Below are 17,328 nucleotides of genomic sequence, written 5' to 3'. Positions count from 1 at the left end.
CCGCGTGGGCCGGCTTTACGCCAAAAACGGCCAGTGCCCTTCGGCGGGGAGTCCGTAATGTGGCGGGTAGACCACCCGGGTCAGGTAGAGCCCGGACGCCGGCGCCGTGATCCCGCTGCGGGTCCGGTCGCCCGCGGCCAGCAGATCGGCGGGCCAGTGCTCAGCCTGCTCGCCGGTTCCGACGGCCATCAGCGTCCCGGCGATGTTGCGCACCATGTGGTGCACGAAGGCGTTGGCCTCGATGTCGATGAACAGAAGCTCACCGTGGCGGTGCACATCGATCCGGTACACCTCGCGAACGGCGTGGGGTGCCTGGCAGGCGACGGCACGGAAGGCCGAGAAGTCTTGCTCACCGACCAGGGCCTGGGCGGCCCGGTGCATACGCCCCGCATCGAGCTGGCGGTGGGTCCACGCCACCCGGTGGCGCAACAGCGCCGGGCGGGCGCGGCGGCTCAGGAAGACGTAGCGGTAGCCACGGCGCTGGGCGCGGTAGCGGGCGTGGAAATCGGCGTCGACGGCGTGGGCCGAGCGCACGCTGACCGTCTCGGGCAGTTGCGCGTTGGCCCCTAGCACCCAGGCGTGCAGCGGGCGCGACGCCGTCGTATCGAAATGAACCACCTGCGCGGCGGCGTGCACCCCGGCATCGGTTCGCCCGGCGCAGACCACGGTCACGGGGTGATCCGCGATCCGCGACACCGCCCGCTCGAGGGCCTGCTGCACCGAGGGGGCGTGGTCCTGGCGCTGCCAGCCGCTGAAATTGGTGCCGTCATACTCCAGCACCAGCGCGATGCGTTGCTCGGTACACGCTCCCGCCAAGGCCGCCCCGCCTACTCGCCGCCGAGCTCAGCCAAGACCTGCCGGGCGCTCTCGCGCTGCGACTCGGTCCCCTCCTCCAGGACCTCCTCGAGCAGGCTGCGGGCCCCCGGCTCATCCCCCAGGTCGATGTAGGCCCGGGCCAGGTCGAGCTTGGTGTCGGCCTCATCCCCCTCACCGACCCCCAGGGACGGCTCCGGCTCAGCCTCCGGCTCGGCACCCTCGTCCGCCTGCAGGCCGAGCCCCTCCTCGGCGCCCTCGTCTTCCTCCTCGCTGAACAGGCTGTCGAGGTCCATTTCGTCGAGTTCATCGCCGCTGGCATCCGCACCGCCGAAGAGCTCATCGGCGACGTCCTGCGCGCCGGCACTCGATTCCGGCTCGCGGGCCATGGCCGGCTCAGGCCCCTCGGCGGGCTCGGCGGCTGCCGGCCCCCCGGCGGCCTCGGGCTCCGCAGGCTGCGGCTGCTCGTCAAAAGCCGCATCAAGACGGCGATCGAAGTCATCCTCGCCCTCGCCTTCGCCCGGCGCCTGCTTGCCGACTCCTTCGCCCTCGTCAGCGTCCAGACCCAGATCCAGGTCTTCCAGATCCGGCTTGGTATCCAGACCCTCCTCGACCTCGGGCGCCGGACTCTCCGGCGTACCGCCATCGGCTGCCGCCCCCCCAGGCGCCTGCGCTTCGCCCTCCGCCTCGTCGGCGTGCGCCTGGCTTGCTGCCGCGGCATCGGCGAACAGCGGACTATCCGGCACGAAGGCCACACCCAGTGCCACCGCTGCCTGCCAGGTCGGGTCGGCGTCGCTGCGGGTCCGGTCGTAGAGGTCCTGGGCCTGGCTGAGGAACGCCTCCCGATCGCCGAGACGGGAGTGCACCTCGAGCAACCGCAGGCGCAGATCGGTGCGTGCCGGTTCGCGGTGAATGCCGCGCTCGAGCACGTCCCGGGCCCGGCGCAGGTCGTCGTCTGCCAGGTACTCGTCGGCGAGTTCGAGGGCGTCGCGGCGTGCCCCGCTGTCGAAATCGAAATCGAGGTCGCCGCGATCGAGGCGCAGCCCCTCCCGGCTATCAGGCTCCGCCGAACGGCGCCGCCGGCGCAGCAACAGGCCGGCGACCACAGCGAGCGCCAGCAGGGTTCCTCCGGTGGCGATCAGCATCTGCCGCCGTGCCTCCTCGTCACGCCAGAGGTCGGCAGCGGTGACGTCGCCGTCGCCGGAGAGCCACTGCGCCCAGCCGACCTCATCTTCCGTCTCTTCCTCGCGCTCCGGCGCCTCCGGCTCAACCTCGACGGGCGCTGGCTCCGGCTCGTCCAGGGGGTCGAGGGGCTCGTCCACCTCGGGCAGCGGGACGATCGGCGTCGGCTCGGCATCCGGCGGCGGCAGCACCCCTTCCATGTCCAGGTCCACCAGCCGCTCGAGCGCCGCCACCCGCTCGCTCAGATCCTCAACCTGCGCCCGGAGGCTGTCACGTTCCGAACGCAGGCTCGCCCGCTCCTCCCGCAGGGCCGCCAGTGCCCCCTGCAACCGGCGTACGTTGGCCTCAGAGGCCTCCAGCTCGGTATCAAGCAGCGAGAGCACCTCTTCGGTGCCTTCCTCATCGCCCAGGGCCAGGATGCGCAGACGGGCCTCCTCGGCTGTCGGCGCCTCTTCCTCCCCAACGGGCGCGTCGGGGTCCGCCAGGTCAGGGATAGGCACCGACTCGTCGAGCTCCTCCACAGCCGCGCGTCGCTCGGCTGGCGGCACCCAGCTGGCCAGGTGCTCCTCGTAGATCGCCTGGGCCTCGCCGGCAGAAAGCTGCTCGATCTGCTCGCGGCTGGGCAGCTTCAGCCACCACCCACTGAGCAGGTCGTTGACGTTGTCGTCAGAGAAGGCGCGGGGGTTGAGCCGCTGGATGGCCAGCATGGTCTGCGCGACCGTCACCGAGTCATCGGGGCGGTGCTCCGACGCGATCCGCCACAGGGTATCCCCCTCCTCCACCGGCCCATAGGCGGTGGATCGGCGCTCGCGCTCACCGTCGCGGGTCACCTCCTCAAACGGCTCGCCCTCGCGGGCCAGTGGCTGCCCCTGTGCCGGGGCATCGTCGTCGGCGGTGGTCGGCCGCTCGAGGAGCAGGGTGTACTCGCGGACCAGGTCGCCCTCGGGCCAGCTGACCTGGACCAGGAAATCAAGCAGGGGCTCATCGATGGGCTGCTGGCTGGTGACGGCGATGTACGGGGCATCCTCGCCCGACTCGATCAGCTCAAAGTCGAGCAGCGACAGCTCGGGCGCACGCTCGATCCCGGCGCGATCGAAGATCCGCCCCGGGGCCAGGCCGACATCGAGCCGCGCCAGCTCGTCGGAACCGAGATCCCGCACAGGGATGCGCGCCGAAACCGGCTCGCCGGCCTCGGAGCGGCCCTCGATGGTACCGAGGCTGACCTCCACCGCGGCCGCCACCGAGACCAGTGACAGACCTGCCAGGCCGGCGAGGCCGTGAATCGCCTTGCGCACGGGCTCGCCCCTCCGTCCGCCGTCAGATGTATTCGCCAATCAGCAGCTCCGCGATCTGCACGCTGTTCAGCGCTGCTCCCTTGCGGACGTTATCGGCCACCACCCACAGATCGAGACCCCGCTCGTGGCTGATGTCCTCGCGGATGCGTCCGACGTAGACTGGATCGCGCCCCGCGGCCTCGGTCAGTGCCGTCGGATAGCCGCCACCGGCGCGCTCGTCCAGGACCTCGATGCCCGGAGCGCCGGAGAGCACCTGCCGGGCACGCTCAGCGGTGATGCGCTCGCGGGTCTCGATGTGCACCGCCTCGGAGTGGCCGTAGACCACCGGCACCCGCACCGTGGTCGGGTTCACCCGCACGGAGGAGTCCTCGAAGATCTTGATGGTCTCCCAGACCATCTTCATCTCCTCCTTGGTGTAGCCGTTGTCCTGGAAGTCGTCGATGTGCGGCAGGCAGTTGAAGGCGATCGGCTTGGGATACTCGGCACACTGCGGCTCGGCGCCGTCGAGGATCGCCCGACTCTGGGTGTGGAGTTCGTCGATGGCCGGCTTGCCACTGCCGGAGACCGCCTGGTAGGTGGCCACGTTGATCCGCTCGATGCCCACGGCGTCATGGATCGGCTTGAGCGCCACCAGCATCTGGATGGTGGAACAGTTGGGGTTGGCGATGATCCCCCGCTTCTTGTAGCCAGCCACCGCGTGAGGGTTCACCTCGGGGATGATCAGCGGGATATCGTCGTCATAGCGGAAGTGGGAGGTGTTGTCGATGACCACCGCACCGGCCTCCGCCGCCCGCGGCGCATGCTCGGCGGAGATGGAGCCCCCGGCGGAGAAGAGCGCGATCTGAACCTGCGAGAAATCGAACTCGGCCAGATCCTGGATCACCAGCTCCTGCCCGGCAAAGGTCACCGTGTTCCCCGCCGAGCGCGCGCTGGCCAGCGGGTAGATCCTGCGCGCGGGGAAGCCGCGCTCGGCCAGGATGGAGAGCATCACCTCTCCCACGGCGCCGGTGGCACCAACGACGGCGACGTCGTACTGCTTGCTCATGGATCCTTAGCCCCTGTCTGGACGTTTTCCTGTCCGGAGTCTAACGCCTCGCGGCAGCACGGGGCCAGCGCGACCCGCCGCCTCGGGCCGCCCCAGCAATCCGCGGACTGGCACGCCGGCAGGTACCTGCTAGATTGTCAGCAGTTCCCCCCAACCCGTGAAACCAAGGAGCGGCACCCATGCACAGAGGCATCCTCTACACGGCCGCCACCGGCCTGGTCGCCGGCGGCGTTCTCGGCGGGCAGGCGTTTGCGCAGCTGCCGGCCCAGGACTTCAGCTACGACTACGCCGAGGGCGGCGTTGTCTTCACCGAGTTAGGCGACGAAGATCCCATCGGCCCACGGGTCATTGGCTCGCTGAGCCTGACCGACGACATCTTCCTGCGCGGCGAGGCCAGCTACCTCACCGACGACATCGACATCACCACGCTCTCGCTGGGCCCGGGCTACCGCCTGGCGGTCACGCCGGGCATCGACCTCTACGGGGTCGCCGCCCTGGTCTACCGCGATACCGACTTTGATGATGGCTCAAGCAGTGAGAGCGAGACCGGCTACGAGCTCACCGCCGGCATCCGCCACGGCTGCATGTTCCTCGACGGGCTGCAATACGCCTGGGAGATCCGCTACCTGGACGTCGACACGTTTGAGGATCTCGACGACGGCATCGTCAACCTGGCGGCCAAGTTCACCTACGCGCTGACCCCGCAGTGGGACGCCGTGGGCGATCTGCAGATCAACGACGCCGGCGACGAGAACGATCTGGGCCTGGCCCTCGGGGCCCGCTTCAACTTCTAACGCCTCCCCGGGACGCGCGGAGGCACCCACGCAAAGGGGCCGCACCTTGCCGGGTGCGGCCCCTTTGTCGCGGATGGTTGCTGCGGGCTGTAGCTGGAGCTACAGCCGCTGCGCCACCGCCTCGCCCATTTCCCGGGTGCCCACCGGCCGCGTGCCGCCCTGCAGGTCCGGGGTGCGCAGCCCTTCCTCGAGCACCGCCCCCACGGCGGCCTCGACCCGGTCGGCAGCCTCGCCGGCACCCAGGCTATAGCGCAGCATCATCGCCACCGACAGGATCGTGGCCAGCGGATTGGCCTTGTCCTGCCCGGCGATGTCCGGCGCTGAGCCGTGCACCGGCTCGTAGAGCCCCTTGCCGTGCTCATCCAGCGAGGCCGAGGGCAGCATGCCGATGGAGCCGGTCAACTGGGCGGCGCAATCCGAGAGGATGTCGCCGAAGAGGTTGCCGGTGACCACCACGTCGAACTGCTTCGGCGCGCGCACCAGCTGCATGGCGGCGTTGTCTACATACATATGGGAGAGCTCCACCGCCGGATAGTCGGCGGCCACCCGCTCGGCGACCTCCCGCCAGAGCTCCGAGCTCTCCAGCACGTTCGCCTTGTCCACCGAGCAGACCCGCCCCTGGCGCTGCTGCGCCGCCTCGAAGGCCAGGCGCATGATCCGCTCGATCTCCGACTCGCTGTAGACCTCGGTGTTGTACCCCTGGCGCTCGCCGTTCTCCAGCGTGCGGATCCCCCGGGGCTGGCCGAAGTAGATGCCGCCGGTGAGCTCGCGGACGATGAGGATGTCCAGCCCCGCCACGACCTCCTCGCGCAGCGCCGAGGCCCCGGCCAGCTGCGGGTAGAGGATGGCCGGGCGCAGATTGCCGAACAGCCCCAGCTCCGAGCGGATCGCCAGCAGACCACGCTCCGGGCGCACCTCGCGGGGCAGCGCGTCGTACTGCGGGCCGCCGACCGCGCCGAGCAGCACCGCGTCGGCCGCCCGCGCCAGGCGCAGGGTCTCCTCGGGCAGGGGCTGCCCCGCCGCGTCGTAGCCGGCGCCGCCGATGGGCGCCGTCTCCATCTCGCAGCCAAGCCCATGGCGCTCGTTCAGGGCCTCCAGCACGCGCCGGGCCTCCGCGGTGATCTCGGGGCCGATACCGTCGCCGGGAAGCAGCAGGATCTTGTGGCACATAGGTTCTATTCAGGTTCCAGGGTTCAGGGTTCGGGGAAGAGCCAGGGGGCTTCCTGCTTGCGCCGCTGCTCGTAGGCCTGGATGGCCTCACTCTGCTCCTCGAGGGTGACGCCGATCTCATCGAGCCCCTCAAGCAGCATGCGCTTACGAAACGGGTCCACCTCGAAGCCGAAGCACTCACCATCCGGCGTATGGACCTGCTGCTCGAAAAGATCGATGGTCAACTGGTACCCCTCGGTGGCGTAGGCCGCCTGGAAGAGCCGGTCCACCACCGCGCCGTCGAGCACCACCGGCAGCAGGCCGTTCTTGAAACAGTTGCTGTAGAAGATGTCGGCGAAGCTCGGCGCCACGATGGCCCGGAAGCCGTAGTCCTTCAGCGCCCACGGGGCGTGCTCCCGGGAGGAGCCACAGCCGAAGTTCTCCCGGGCGAGCAGCACGCTGGCCCCCTGATAACGCTCCTGATTGAGGACGAAGTCCGGGTTGCGCGGCCGGTTCGTGCAGTCCATCCCCGGCTCGCCCCGATCGAGGTAGCGCCACTCGTCGAAGAGGTAGGGGCCGAAGCCCGTGCGCTGGACGGACTTGAGGAACTGCTTGGGGATGATGGCGTCCGTATCGACGTTGGAGCGATCCAGCGGCGCCACCAGGCCGGTGTGTCGAGTGAAAGGTTCCATGGGCGTTTCCAGTCGTTCGTTCAAGGGCCGGAAGCAGGGCGGCGCCTACTCCCGGATATCCACGAAATGGCCATGGATGGCGGCGGCGGCCACCATCGCCGGGCTCGCCAGGTGGGTGCGCCCCCCCTGCCCCTGTCGCCCCTCGAAGTTGCGGTTCGAGGTGGAGGCGCAGCGCTCGCCGGGCTCGAGCCGGTCGGGGTTCATCCCCAGGCACATGGAGCACCCCGGCTCCCGCCACTCGAAACCGGCCTCGAGGAAGACCCGATCCAGCCCCTCGGCCTCGGCCTGCTGCTTGACCACCCCGGAACCGGGCACCACCAGGGCCTGACGGATGTTCTCCGCCACCCGGCGGCCGCGGACCACTGCGGCGGCCTCGCGCAGATCCTCGATCCGGGCGTTGGTGCAGGAACCGATGAAGATCTTGTCCATGGGGATGTCAGTCAGGGCGATCCCCGGCTCCAGGCCCATGTACTCCAGTGCCCGGGTCATTGCCCGGGCACGGACCGCATCGGACTCCTCGACCGGGTCGGGCACGTGCCGGTTCACCGAGGCAACCATCTCCGGCGAGGTTCCCCAGGTCACCTGGGGCTCGATCTCGTCGGCGTGCATCTCCACCACCCGGTCGAACTCGGCGTCCGGATCCGAGACCAGGTTGCGCCAGCTGGCCACGGCCTGCTCCCACCGCTCGCCCTCCGGGGCGTTGGGCCGGCCACGGACGTAATCGATGGTAGTGTCGTCCACGGCCACCATGCCGGTGCGCGCCCCGGCCTCGATGGACATGTTGCAGATGGTCATCCGCCCCTCCATGGAGAGGTTGCGGATGGCTTCACCGCCGTACTCCAGGGCGTAGCCGGTGCCGCCGGCAGTGCCGATACGGCCGATGATCGCCAGGATGATGTCCTTGGCCGTGACCCCGCGCCCCAGCTGCCCGTCGATGCGGATGAGCATGGTCCGGGCCTTTTTCTGGACCAGGGTCTGCGTGGCCAGGACGTGCTCCACCTCGCTGGTCCCCACGCCGAAGGCCAGGGCACCGAGCGCCCCGTGGGTGGAAGTGTGGGAGTCGCCACAGACCAGCGTCATGCCCGGCAGGGTGGTGCCCTGCTCCGGACCGACGACGTGGACGATCCCCTGACGCGGGTCGCGGATGCCGAACTCGGTGACCCGGAACTCCGCGCAGTTGCGGTCCAGGGTCTCGATCTGCACCCGCGAGACCGGATCCTCCACCGGTTGGCTGCGATCGGTGGTGGGGACGTTGTGGTCGGTCACGGCCAGGTTGGCGGCCACACGCCAGGGCTGGCGCCCGGCCAGACGGAGACCCTCGAACGCCTGCGGCGAGGTCACCTCGTGCAGGAGCTGACGATCGATGTAGAGCAGCGCCGAGCCGTCGTCATACTCGGTGACCACGTGGCTATCCCAGAGCTTTTCGTAGAGGGTCTTCCCGGTCATTGGCCTGTTCTATCAACTGACTGAAAAACATTCACCGCACGATTATATCGAACGGAGCCCGCCGGGGGGAAATGCCCCGCTCAGGCTCGCTGCCCGCGCAGACTCCACGCCGCCAGGACCGCCGCGAGGAAGGCCACCCCGCTGGCCGCCAGGAAGGTCTGGCCGCCGAAGACATCCCAGGCCATGCCCGAGAGCAGCGAGCCCAGCGCCACCCCCGCGCCGAAGGTCAGGCTCGAATAGAGCGCCTGCCCCCGACCCTGGGCCGTGCCGGTGAAGAAGCGATTGACCACATCGATGGCCACCGCATGGTAGATCCCGAAACTGGCGGCGTGGAAGGTCTGACTCAGCGCCACCAGCCAGGCCGAGTCCACCCAGGCGGCGACCATCAGCCACCGCAGCCCGCCCAGCGTCAGCGCCAGTGTCAGCAAAGTGCGGGCCCCGAAACGGGGTAGTAGCCGATGCATGACCAGGAAGATGACGATCTCGGCCACCACGCCCCAGGCCCATAGGGCCCCGATCAGCCCGCCGCTGTAGCCGTGGTCCTCCAGGTAGATGCTGAAAAAGCCGTAGAACGGTCCGTGGCCCATCTGGTTGAGGAAACAGGCCAGAAAGAACCCGATCACCGCCGGCCGGCGCAGGGTCTCCCAGAAACCGTCACCATCGGCACGGCGCATGGCGCGCCCCGCCTCCGGCGCGATCAGGCTGGAGATGGCCAGCCCGCCGAAGATCAGCAGCACGACATAGGGCAACGCATCGAACCCGGCCCGATCGAGCATCTCCCCGATGCCCATCACCGACAGGATGAACCCCACCGAGCCCCAAAGCCGGATACGCCCGTATCGGTGCTCCTGCCCACGCAGGTGGTTGAAGGTATTGGCCTCGTACTGGGGCAGCGCGGCGTTCCAGAAGAAGCCGAACAGGGCCATCACCAGGGCCACCGCCCCGTAGGTCTCGGCGATGAGGATGGCGGAGAAGGCCAGGAAAGCCACCACCGAGGCGGCACGCACCACAGCCATGCGCCGGTCGAGCCGATCGGCCAGAGCCCCCCAGACGTTGGGCGCGATGATCTTGGTGGCGTGCAGGATGGCCAGCAGCTGACCGATCTCCGCCGAAGAGAACCCCTCGGCGCGCAGATACGGCCCCCAGTAGGGCATCAGCGCGCCCAGGGCGGCGAAGAAGAACAGGTAGAAGCCGGAGAGCCGCCAGTAAGGCAGCGGCGTCTGCGCCCCGCCCGGAGCCCCGACGCTCAACGGGTCACTCCCGGTCGCGGGCGGGCAGCACCGGGGTCCCGGACTCGACGTCGGCGTTCTGTGCCCGATGCCGCAGCCAGTGATCCATCACCACCAGGGCGACCATGGCCTCGGCGATGGGCACGGCCCGGATCCCCACGCACGGATCGTGACGGCCCTTGGTCACCACCGAGACGGGCTCGCCGTGGACATCCACCGAGCGACCGGGGATGAGCATGCTGGAGGTGGGCTTGAGCGCGGCGCGCGCCACCAGATCCTGGCCGCTGGAGATGCCACCGAGCACCCCGCCGGACTGGTTGCCGGAGAATCCGGCCGGGGTCAGCTCGTCCCGATGGGCGCTGCCCCGCTGCGCGGCGGCCGCCATGCCGGCACCGATCTCCACGCCCTTGACGGCGTTGATCGACATCAGCGCCTTGGCCAGATCGGCATCGAGCCGATCGAACACCGGCTCGCCGAGCCCCGGCGGCACGTTGCGGACCTCGACCTCCACCGCCGCACCCACCGAGTCGCCGGCCTTGCGAACCTCGTGGATCAGCGCCTCGAGCTCCGGAATGCGCGCCGGATCAGCGCAGAAGAAGTCGTTGCTGTCGACGGCGGACCAGTCTTCGGCCCCAAGTTCGATCTCGCCCATCTGCGCCAGCCGCCCACGGATTTCGATACCGAGACGCTGGGCGAGATAGCGGCGGGCGATGGCCCCGGCCGCCACCCGGACGGCCGTCTCCCGGGCCGAGGAGCGCCCGCCGCCACGATAGTCACGGACGCCGTACTTTTGCTGATAGGTGTAGTCGGCGTGCCCGGGCCGGAAGCGCTCGGCGATCTCCGAGTAATCCTTGGAGCGCTGATCGGTGTTTTCGATGAGCAGCCCGATGGACGTCCCGGTGGTCACCCCCTCGAAGACCCCGGAGAGGATCCGCACCTGATCGCTCTCGCGGCGCTGCGTAGTGTGCTTGGAGCGCCCGGGCCGGCGCCGGTCGAGCTCGACCTGCAGATCCGTCTCGGTAAGGGCGAGCCCCGGCGGGCAACCATCCACGACGCCGCCAAGCGCCGGGCCGTGGCTCTCGCCGAAGGTCGTAACCGTGAACAGGGTGCCGAAGGTATTCCCAGACATAGGTCACCGATTGTAGCACTGCAGACCTGTGGGCGGGCCTGGTCGGGTGCGGGTCGCTGCGCGTATGCTTCGCATCATGCAGAGTCCCGCCCCCGCCAATCTGATCACTGGCTTCCTGGGCGTCGGCAAGACCACGGCCATCCGCCACCTGCTCGCCGAGGCCCGCCCTGCCGGCGAGCGCTGGGCCGTGCTCGTCAACGAATTCGGCGATGTCGGTGTCGACGCCACACGATTCGAGGACGACGCGGCCATCGAAGAACTGCCCGGCGGCTGCCTGTGCTGCACACTCGGGGCGCCCTTCCGGATCGCCCTGGCCCGCCTGCTGCGCCGCAGCCGTCCGTCCCGACTGCTGATCGAGCCGACCGGACTCGGCCATCCGGCGCGCATCCTCGACCTGCTCCGCGAATTCGAGCAGCAGGGCGTGATCTCGCTGCGCGCCACGCTGACCCTGATCGACCCGCGCCAACTCGATGATCCGCGGGTCGCCGGGCACGACGCATTCCTGGATCAGGCGCAGCTGGCCGATGTGCTGGTTGCCCACAAGACCGACCTGTGCAGCGCCGGCGAGCGCGCAACCTTCCAGGCCTGGGCCCGATCGCTGTATCCACCCAAGCAGCGCATCGAGGAGGCCGCCCACGGCTGCATCGATCCGGCTTGGCTGGACGAGTCGGCTGGCGGTGCCGGCCCCGCAGGCAGCGCGGCAGCGCCTCACCACGCCGGGCACCACGACCACCACGCCGACCGTGCCGCCACCCCCGAACCGGGCCGCCCGGTGCGCGCCGAGCAGGCTGGCGGCGCCGCTGCGGCCTGCGGGTGGATCTTCCACCCCGACGACGCCTTCGACCGCCAGGCCCTGCTCCGGGCCCTTGAGACCCTTCGCGGCTCCCAGCGCGTCAAGGGCGTCGTGCGCACCGGCCGCGACTGGCTGCGCGTGGATGTCGACGCCGATGGGGTCCGGATGGAAGCCACCGCCTGGCGCGGCGAAAGCCGGCTGGAGATCATTGGCCCGGCCGACGGGATCAGCTGGGCCGCCACCGAGCAGGCCCTGCTGGCAGCCCGCCGGGACGCCGGCGAGTGACCGCCGGGGCGCCGCCGCATCGCTCTGGCGGACGCTGCACGCAACCCCTATCCTGTTACGGGAACGCGACAACCAACCAGGAAGCAGGCGATGGCCGAGTCCCGGCAGCGGACACCCGCCAGCACCGATGAAGAACACGCCCTGGTCCTCTTCTCCGGGGGGCAGGACTCCACGGCCTGTCTTGCCTGGGCCCTGGAGCGTTTCAGCCGCGTCGAGACCATCGGCTTCGCCTACGGGCAGCGGCACGACGTGGAACTCTCGGCCCGCCGCGAGGTTCTTGACGGCCTGCGGGCCCTGCGCCCCGATTGGGCGGCGCGTCTGGGCGAGGACCGCGTTCTTGACGCCGGCGTGCTCGGCGAGATCAGCGACACGGCGCTGACCCGCGAGGCCGAAATCACCTACGACGCGCGCGGCCTCCCCAACACCTTCGTCCCCGGCCGCAACCTGCTCTTCTTCACCCTGGCGGCGGCCCTGGGCCACCGGCGGGGCATCCGCCACCTGGTAGCCGGCGTCTGCGAAACCGACTTCTCCGGCTACCCCGACTGCCGCGACGACACCGTCAAGTCCCTGCAGGTCACCCTGAACCTGGGCATGGCCGAACGACTGGTGCTGCATACCCCCCTGATGTGGCTGGACAAGGCCCAGACTTGGGCGCTGACCGAACGACTCGGCGGAACCGCCCTGGTGGACCTGATCGTGGAGGCAAGCCACACCTGCTACTACGGCGCGCGCGAGCAGCGCCACGAGTGGGGCTACGGCTGCGGCGAATGCCCGGCCTGCCGTTTGCGCGCCGAGGGCTGGCACCGTTACCGAGACAGCAGCGCGGCGCCGTGATCCCACCGCCCGCGCCGGAGAATCGTGCCCGAACCACAACCGAGGGAGAACACCGATGCGCATCGCTGTAGTCGGGGCTGGCGTGGTCGGAACCTCCGTGGCCTGGGAACTGACCGCCCGTGGCCACCAGATCGTGCTCATCGAGCGCTGCAGCGACGTGGCGCAGGAGACGAGCTACGCCAACGGCGCCCAGCTCCACGCCGGCCACGCCGCTCCATGGAACCCTCCGGGCGTACTCCGGGATGCCATTGCCTGGCTCGGCAAACCCGACTCCCCGCTGCGCATCAATCCCTTGCGCGTACTGCGCAATCCGAGCTGGTCGCTGCGCTTCCTGGCCAACGCCACCGCCCGGCGCTACCGCCGTCACGCCGACGCCAATGCGGTCCTGGCCCTCTACGGCCTACAGCAGGCACGGGCGTGGCGTGACGAGCTCGACCTCTCGTTCGCCGCTCGCGACAGCGGCATCCTGAAGCTCTTCGATGACCCGGACGCTCTGGAGCAGGGGTGCACCGAAGCGGCTGCCGTGGAAGCGCTGGGCATCCGGCACCAGGTGTTGGGAGTGGACGAGACGCTCGCCCGCGAACCCGCGCTGAGTGATACCGCAGACCAGCTGGCTGGCGCCATCGAGTTCCCCGACGACGGCTGCGGCGACCCGCTGCAGTTCACCGCGGCCCTGGCGCAGCGACTCACCGCCGAAGGCGCTGAACTCTGGCTCGACACCACGGCACGCAGGCTGCTCGGCGGCCCAGCGGGTGTGGAGGGCGTCGAGACCAGCCGCGGGATCATCGACGCGGACGCCGTAGTTGTCGCGGCGGGCAGTTACAGCCCGGCCCTGACCCGCAGCTTCGGTCTGCGCCTGCCCATCGAACCCGTCAAGGGGTATTCGGTGAGCATCCCGCTGCACGGGATAGAGGGCGCACCCGGGATGCCCATCATCGACGACGCCCGCAAGGTGGTCGTTACCCGACTGGGTGAGCAGCTGCGTATCGCCGGCAAGGCGGAGATCACCGGCTTCGATCTCAGGCTCGACGAGCGGCGCTGGCGAGCCGTCCGCGAGCAGGGTCTGAGCCGCTTCCCGCGCCTGGCCGAACAGCTGGCGGACGCCTCGAGCCAACCCTGGGCCGGCCTGCGCCCGATGACCTGCGACGGCCCCCCGATCCTGGGTCCGACCCCGATCTCCGGCCTGCACCTGGCCACGGGCGTCGGCCACCTGGGCTGGACGTTCGCCGCCGGCAGCGCGCGCCTGGTCGCCGACCAGCTGGAGGAGCGCACCTGCGACCTCGATCCCGCCCCGTACTGGCTCCAACGCTACGGATGAACAAAGGGACGGGTCTTGTTATACAAGGGCTGTACATCTAGGCTGGAGTCTCGAGAGTGAGCAAGGCTCACCACGAAGCCCCCGGTCCATGAAAGGAGTATCACGATGGAACACGTAGCCTTCGGTAGCGAGGACATCGAGAACACCCTCGCCAAGATGGACGACGGCCAGCTCGACGGCCTGGCCTTCGGCGCCATCCAGCTCGACGGCGACGGCAACATCCTTCAGTACAACGCCGCGGAGGGCGACATCACCGGCCGCGACCCGAAGCAGGTCATCGGCAAGAACTTCTTCAAGGACGTGGCCCCGTGCACTGACAGCCCGGAGTTCTACGGCAAGTTCAAGGAAGGGGTGGCCTCGGGCAACCTGAACACGATGTTCGAGTACACCTTCGATTACCAAATGACGCCCACGAAGGTGAAGGTGCACATGAAGAAGGCCCTCTCCGGCGACAGCTACTGGGTCTTCGTCAAGCGCGTCTAGACCAGACCCCGCTGCCCGTGCCCGTCCCGGGCGCGGGCAGCCGCGAAAGGACCGACCGATGCAAGGGCTGAATGCCGATGAAGTGCTGCGGTTGCTGCGCAGCCTGATCCCCGGCGAGCTGGCCACCGGCCGCGGTCAACGGGGCGACCCGCCCGAAGCGCAGGACCTGTGCGCCGATAGCCGCCTGGATGCCGAACCAATCCGGGCGGACTCCCTGGATCGACTCAATCTAGCCAGCGCGCTCAACCGCTTCTTCCGCCTGCATGAGACCGGTGTGGAGGACCGTCTGCTGGCCGTGCGCCGGATCGGCGACATGGCCGAACTCATCGCCGACGCCAGTCAGCACACCAGCGGCCTGACCTTCTCGACCTCGGGCAGCACGGGCACCCCGCAGCCGCACCACCACAGCTGGGCGGCGCTGACCCAGGAGGCCGAGGCACTGGCCAACGCCCTGGGCAGTCACCCGCGGGTGATCGCCTGGCTGCCCGTCCACCACCTCTACGGTTTCGTCTTCGGCGTCGCCCTGCCCCGCGCGCTGGGCAGCACCGTGATCGAGAGCCACGCCGCGCCCACCGCCCTGTTCCGCGAGCCGGCACCTGACGACCTGATTGCCACCGTCCCGGCACGCTGGCGTTACCTGTTCGATAGCAATCACCGCTTCCCCGGCGGCACGGGCATCAGCTCGACCGCCGCGCTGGAGACCGCCTGCCGCAACGGGCTGTTGCAGGCCGGCCTGGACGCGCTGCTGGAGGTCTACGGCGCCACCGAGGCCGGCGGGATCGGCCTGCGCTGGGCACCCTCGGAGGACTACCGCCTGCTGCCCCACTGGCAGCGCGACGCGGACGGCAACCTCCAGCGCACTCAACCCGATGGTGCAGCGGTGACCGTGGCCCCGCTCGATCGCCTCCAGTGGCGGGACGAGCGGGTCTTCCGACCCACCGGACGCATCGATGACATCATTCAGATCGGCGGTGTGAACGTCTCTCCGGGGCACGTCGCGCGGCGCCTCGAAAGCCACGAGGCCGTTGCCGCCTGCGCGGTCCGCAGCCACGGCGAAGGCAGTCGTCGGCGCCTGAAGGCGTTCATCGTTCCCGCGCGTTCCGACGCCGATCCTGAAACGCTGCGCCAGACGCTCGAGAACTGGATCTGGGAGCACCTGCCGGCGGTCGAGCGACCCACGGATCTGCGTATCGGCACCGAGCTTCCGCGCAACGCCATGGGCAAACTGCAGGACTGGGACTGAACAGCATGGCTGCAGTGGATCTGGCCGGTGGCCTGAGCGCCGCCGATATCGAGGGTATCGGACACGGCAGCAGCTCAGCCACGGTCTTAGCGGCCGGCTGGGAACGCCTGCGTGCCGCTGAGGGCTACCTCCAGCGCCTCGTGGACGAACGCCGGCTGGTCTACGGTGTCACCACCGGCTACGGACCGCTGGCCACCAGCCGGATCGACCCCTCCGCCTCGCGCACCCTGCAGCGCAACCTGGTCTACCACCTGTGCAGCGGCGTCGGCGATCCGCTCTCCCGTTGCCACACCCGCGCCACGCTGGCCGCGCGCATTGCCAGTGTCACCCGCGGACACTCCGGGGTCACGCCGGCGGTTGTGGAGCGCCTGCTGGGGTGGCTGGAGCAGGACGTGATCCCGGAGGTGCCGGCCATCGGGACCGTCGGCGCCAGCGGCGACCTGACCCCGCTGGCCCACGTGGCGCGGGCCCTGATGGGGGAGGGCCGGGTGAGCGTCCACGGCGGCGCCTGGGAGCCTGCTGACGCCGCCCAGCGCCGCCTGGGCTGGGAACCGTGGACCCTGGACGGCAAGGACGCCATCGCCCTGGTCAACGGCACCTCGACCACCGCCGGCATCAGTGCCGTCACCGGCGCGGGCGCCGAGCGGGCGGCCGGGATCTGTGCGGTACTGGGCATGCTCTACGCCGAGTTGCTTGGCGGCCATGCCGAGGCCTTCCAGCCGGCCATCGGCGCCGCCCGCCCTCACCCTGGCCAGATGCGGGCCCACGCCTGGCTCACCGCCCTGGCCGAGGACAGCCGGCGCCTGCAGCCGTGGCCCGGCGTGCCACCCCGGCTGGATGAAGAGCAAGGCGCCGTCCTGCCCGACCAGCCGCTGCCCCAGGACCCCTACTCGATCCGCTGCCTGCCTCAGGCGCTGGGCGCGGTGCTGGACAGCATCACCTTCCACAACAAGACCGTGGCCAGCGAGCTGGATGCGGCCAGCGACAACCCGCTGCTCTTCCCCGAGGAGGGGCGCGTGCTGCATGGCGGCAATTTCTTTGGCCAGCACCTGGCCTTTGCCGCCGACGCCCTGAACAACGCCCTGGTCCAACTGGCCGTGCACAGTGAACGGCGCATCAACCGCATCACCGACCCGGTGCGCAGCGGCTTCCCGGCCTTCATGCAGCCCCGCCAGACCGGTCTGCACAGCGGCTTTATGGGCGCCCAGGTGACGGCGTCGGCCCTGGTCGCGGAGATGCGCACCGGCGCCCACCCGGCCTCGATCCAGTCAGTGCCGACCAACGCCGACAACCAGGACATCGTCCCCATGAGCACCCGCGCCGCCCGCCAGGCGGCCACCAACCTGGACCACCTGCAGCGGATCCTGGCCATAGAGGCGCTGGTCCTGGCCCAGGGCCTGGAACTGACCGACGGGACCGGTTTCAGCCACAGCGCGCGTCAGACCCTGGCGTGGGTCCGCGAACTGGCGCCGCCATTGGAGGCGGACCGCCCGCTGGCCGAGGAGATCGCCGCAGTCGCCGACGCCCTGGCCACGCCCCACCGGGCCCAACGCCTGGTCGCCGGGCTGCCGGGCGCACCCCCGGGCCCGGCCTCCTGA

At 69.8% G+C, this 17,328-nt stretch carries 14 protein-coding genes and 1 pseudogene; 7 read left to right on the top strand and 8 right to left on the bottom strand.

Going from position 1 to position 17,328, the window contains the following annotated elements:
* Positions 1-15 precede the first annotated feature (15 nt).
* From truA to LRA98_RS03510, 3 genes are read right to left on the bottom strand one after another with little or no spacing between them, the layout of a single operon-like run.
* A complete protein-coding gene (truA, locus tag LRA98_RS03520) occupies positions 16-816 on the bottom strand; it encodes a tRNA pseudouridine(38-40) synthase TruA (RefSeq protein WP_238633473.1) in 801 nt (266 codons plus the stop codon).
* 11 nt (positions 817-827) lie between these two features.
* Positions 828-3,290, bottom strand: coding sequence for a FimV/HubP family polar landmark protein (locus LRA98_RS03515; RefSeq protein WP_238633472.1), 2,463 nt, complete (start codon positions 3,288-3,290; stop codon positions 828-830).
* 22 nt (positions 3,291-3,312) lie between these two features.
* Entirely contained in the window at positions 3,313-4,335 is a 1,023-nt protein-coding gene (locus LRA98_RS03510; RefSeq protein WP_201171593.1) for an aspartate-semialdehyde dehydrogenase, read from the bottom strand.
* A 179-nt stretch (positions 4,336-4,514) separates the two neighbouring features.
* Here LRA98_RS03510 and LRA98_RS03505 point away from each other — a divergent pair, with 179 nt between their 5' ends.
* Positions 4,515-5,129 (top strand): porin family protein, encoded by a 615-nt coding sequence (locus tag LRA98_RS03505; RefSeq protein ID WP_238633471.1) that lies wholly within the window; start codon positions 4,515-4,517, stop codon positions 5,127-5,129.
* Between the two features lie 99 nt (positions 5,130-5,228).
* On the opposite strand, the gene leuB is transcribed toward LRA98_RS03505, so the two are convergent.
* The 5 genes from leuB to aroC form a co-directional block, all read right to left on the bottom strand.
* Positions 5,229-6,299 carry a 3-isopropylmalate dehydrogenase gene (leuB, locus tag LRA98_RS03500; protein WP_238633470.1) on the bottom strand — a complete coding sequence of 357 codons (1,071 nt, stop codon included), beginning with the start codon at positions 6,297-6,299 and terminating at the stop codon, positions 5,229-5,231.
* A 23-nt stretch (positions 6,300-6,322) separates the two neighbouring features.
* Positions 6,323-6,970 carry a 3-isopropylmalate dehydratase small subunit gene (leuD, locus tag LRA98_RS03495; protein WP_238633469.1) on the bottom strand — a complete coding sequence of 216 codons (648 nt, stop codon included), beginning with the start codon at positions 6,968-6,970 and terminating at the stop codon, positions 6,323-6,325.
* A 45-nt stretch (positions 6,971-7,015) separates the two neighbouring features.
* Entirely contained in the window at positions 7,016-8,416 is a 1,401-nt protein-coding gene (gene leuC / locus LRA98_RS03490; RefSeq protein ID WP_238633468.1) for a 3-isopropylmalate dehydratase large subunit, read from the bottom strand.
* Positions 8,417-8,496: 80 nt separating this feature from the next.
* On the bottom strand, positions 8,497-9,666 hold the full coding sequence (locus tag LRA98_RS03485; protein WP_238633467.1) for an MFS transporter: 1,170 nt from the start codon (positions 9,664-9,666) through the stop codon (positions 8,497-8,499).
* A 4-nt stretch (positions 9,667-9,670) separates the two neighbouring features.
* The gene (aroC, locus tag LRA98_RS03480) at positions 9,671-10,774 is read right to left on the bottom strand and encodes a chorismate synthase (RefSeq protein ID WP_238633466.1); all 1,104 of its coding nucleotides are present in this window, start codon (positions 10,772-10,774) and stop codon (positions 9,671-9,673) included.
* A 76-nt stretch (positions 10,775-10,850) separates the two neighbouring features.
* Here aroC and LRA98_RS03475 point away from each other — a divergent pair, with 76 nt between their 5' ends.
* From LRA98_RS03475 to LRA98_RS03450, 6 genes and pseudogenes are all read left to right on the top strand, one after another.
* On the top strand, positions 10,851-11,852 hold the full coding sequence (locus LRA98_RS03475) for a CobW family GTP-binding protein (RefSeq protein WP_238633465.1): 1,002 nt from the start codon (positions 10,851-10,853) through the stop codon (positions 11,850-11,852).
* A 90-nt stretch (positions 11,853-11,942) separates the two neighbouring features.
* Positions 11,943-12,686, top strand: coding sequence for a 7-cyano-7-deazaguanine synthase QueC (queC, locus tag LRA98_RS03470; protein ID WP_201171621.1), 744 nt, complete (start codon positions 11,943-11,945; stop codon positions 12,684-12,686).
* A 31-nt stretch (positions 12,687-12,717) separates the two neighbouring features.
* Positions 12,718-14,004: pseudogene (locus tag LRA98_RS03465) on the top strand (D-amino acid dehydrogenase); the annotation flags it as partial.
* 105 nt (positions 14,005-14,109) lie between these two features.
* The gene (gene pyp / locus LRA98_RS03460; protein ID WP_201242104.1) at positions 14,110-14,487 is read left to right on the top strand and encodes a photoactive yellow protein; all 378 of its coding nucleotides are present in this window, start codon (positions 14,110-14,112) and stop codon (positions 14,485-14,487) included.
* Between the two features lie 58 nt (positions 14,488-14,545).
* Positions 14,546-15,730: a 4-coumarate--CoA ligase gene (pcl, locus tag LRA98_RS03455; RefSeq protein WP_201171627.1), complete on the top strand. Its 1,185-nt coding sequence runs from the start codon at positions 14,546-14,548 to the stop codon at positions 15,728-15,730.
* Positions 15,731-15,735: 5 nt separating this feature from the next.
* A complete protein-coding gene (locus LRA98_RS03450; RefSeq protein WP_238633463.1) occupies positions 15,736-17,328 on the top strand; it encodes an HAL/PAL/TAL family ammonia-lyase in 1,593 nt (530 codons plus the stop codon).

It is taken from the genome of Halorhodospira sp. M38, from assembly GCF_022227985.1.
Taxonomy (GTDB): domain Bacteria; phylum Pseudomonadota; class Gammaproteobacteria; order Nitrococcales; family Halorhodospiraceae; genus Halorhodospira; species Halorhodospira halophila_A.
Note: the sequence above shows the minus strand (reverse complement) of the source record. Positions and strands in the feature narration are given on the sequence as shown.

Bases quoted from the DNA above. Each gene is read 5' to 3' on its own strand.
- LRA98_RS03510 (WP_201171593.1), bottom strand. From the start codon at position 4,335: ATGAGCAAGCAGTACGACGTCGCCGTCGTTGGTGCCACCGGCGCCGTG.
- LRA98_RS03505 (WP_238633471.1), top strand. From the start codon at position 4,515: ATGCACAGAGGCATCCTCTACACGGCCGCCACCGGCCTGGTCGCCGGC.
- leuB (WP_238633470.1), bottom strand. From the start codon at position 6,299: ATGTGCCACAAGATCCTGCTGCTTCCCGGCGACGGTATCGGCCCCGAG.
- leuD (WP_238633469.1), bottom strand. From the start codon at position 6,970: ATGGAACCTTTCACTCGACACACCGGCCTGGTGGCGCCGCTGGATCGC.
- leuC (WP_238633468.1), bottom strand. From the start codon at position 8,416: ATGACCGGGAAGACCCTCTACGAAAAGCTCTGGGATAGCCACGTGGTC.
- aroC (WP_238633466.1), bottom strand. From the start codon at position 10,774: ATGTCTGGGAATACCTTCGGCACCCTGTTCACGGTTACGACCTTCGGC.
- LRA98_RS03475 (WP_238633465.1), top strand. From the start codon at position 10,851: ATGCAGAGTCCCGCCCCCGCCAATCTGATCACTGGCTTCCTGGGCGTC.
- queC (WP_201171621.1), top strand. From the start codon at position 11,943: ATGGCCGAGTCCCGGCAGCGGACACCCGCCAGCACCGATGAAGAACAC.
- pyp (WP_201242104.1), top strand. From the start codon at position 14,110: ATGGAACACGTAGCCTTCGGTAGCGAGGACATCGAGAACACCCTCGCC.
- pcl (WP_201171627.1), top strand. From the start codon at position 14,546: ATGCAAGGGCTGAATGCCGATGAAGTGCTGCGGTTGCTGCGCAGCCTG.
- LRA98_RS03450 (WP_238633463.1), top strand. From the start codon at position 15,736: ATGGCTGCAGTGGATCTGGCCGGTGGCCTGAGCGCCGCCGATATCGAG.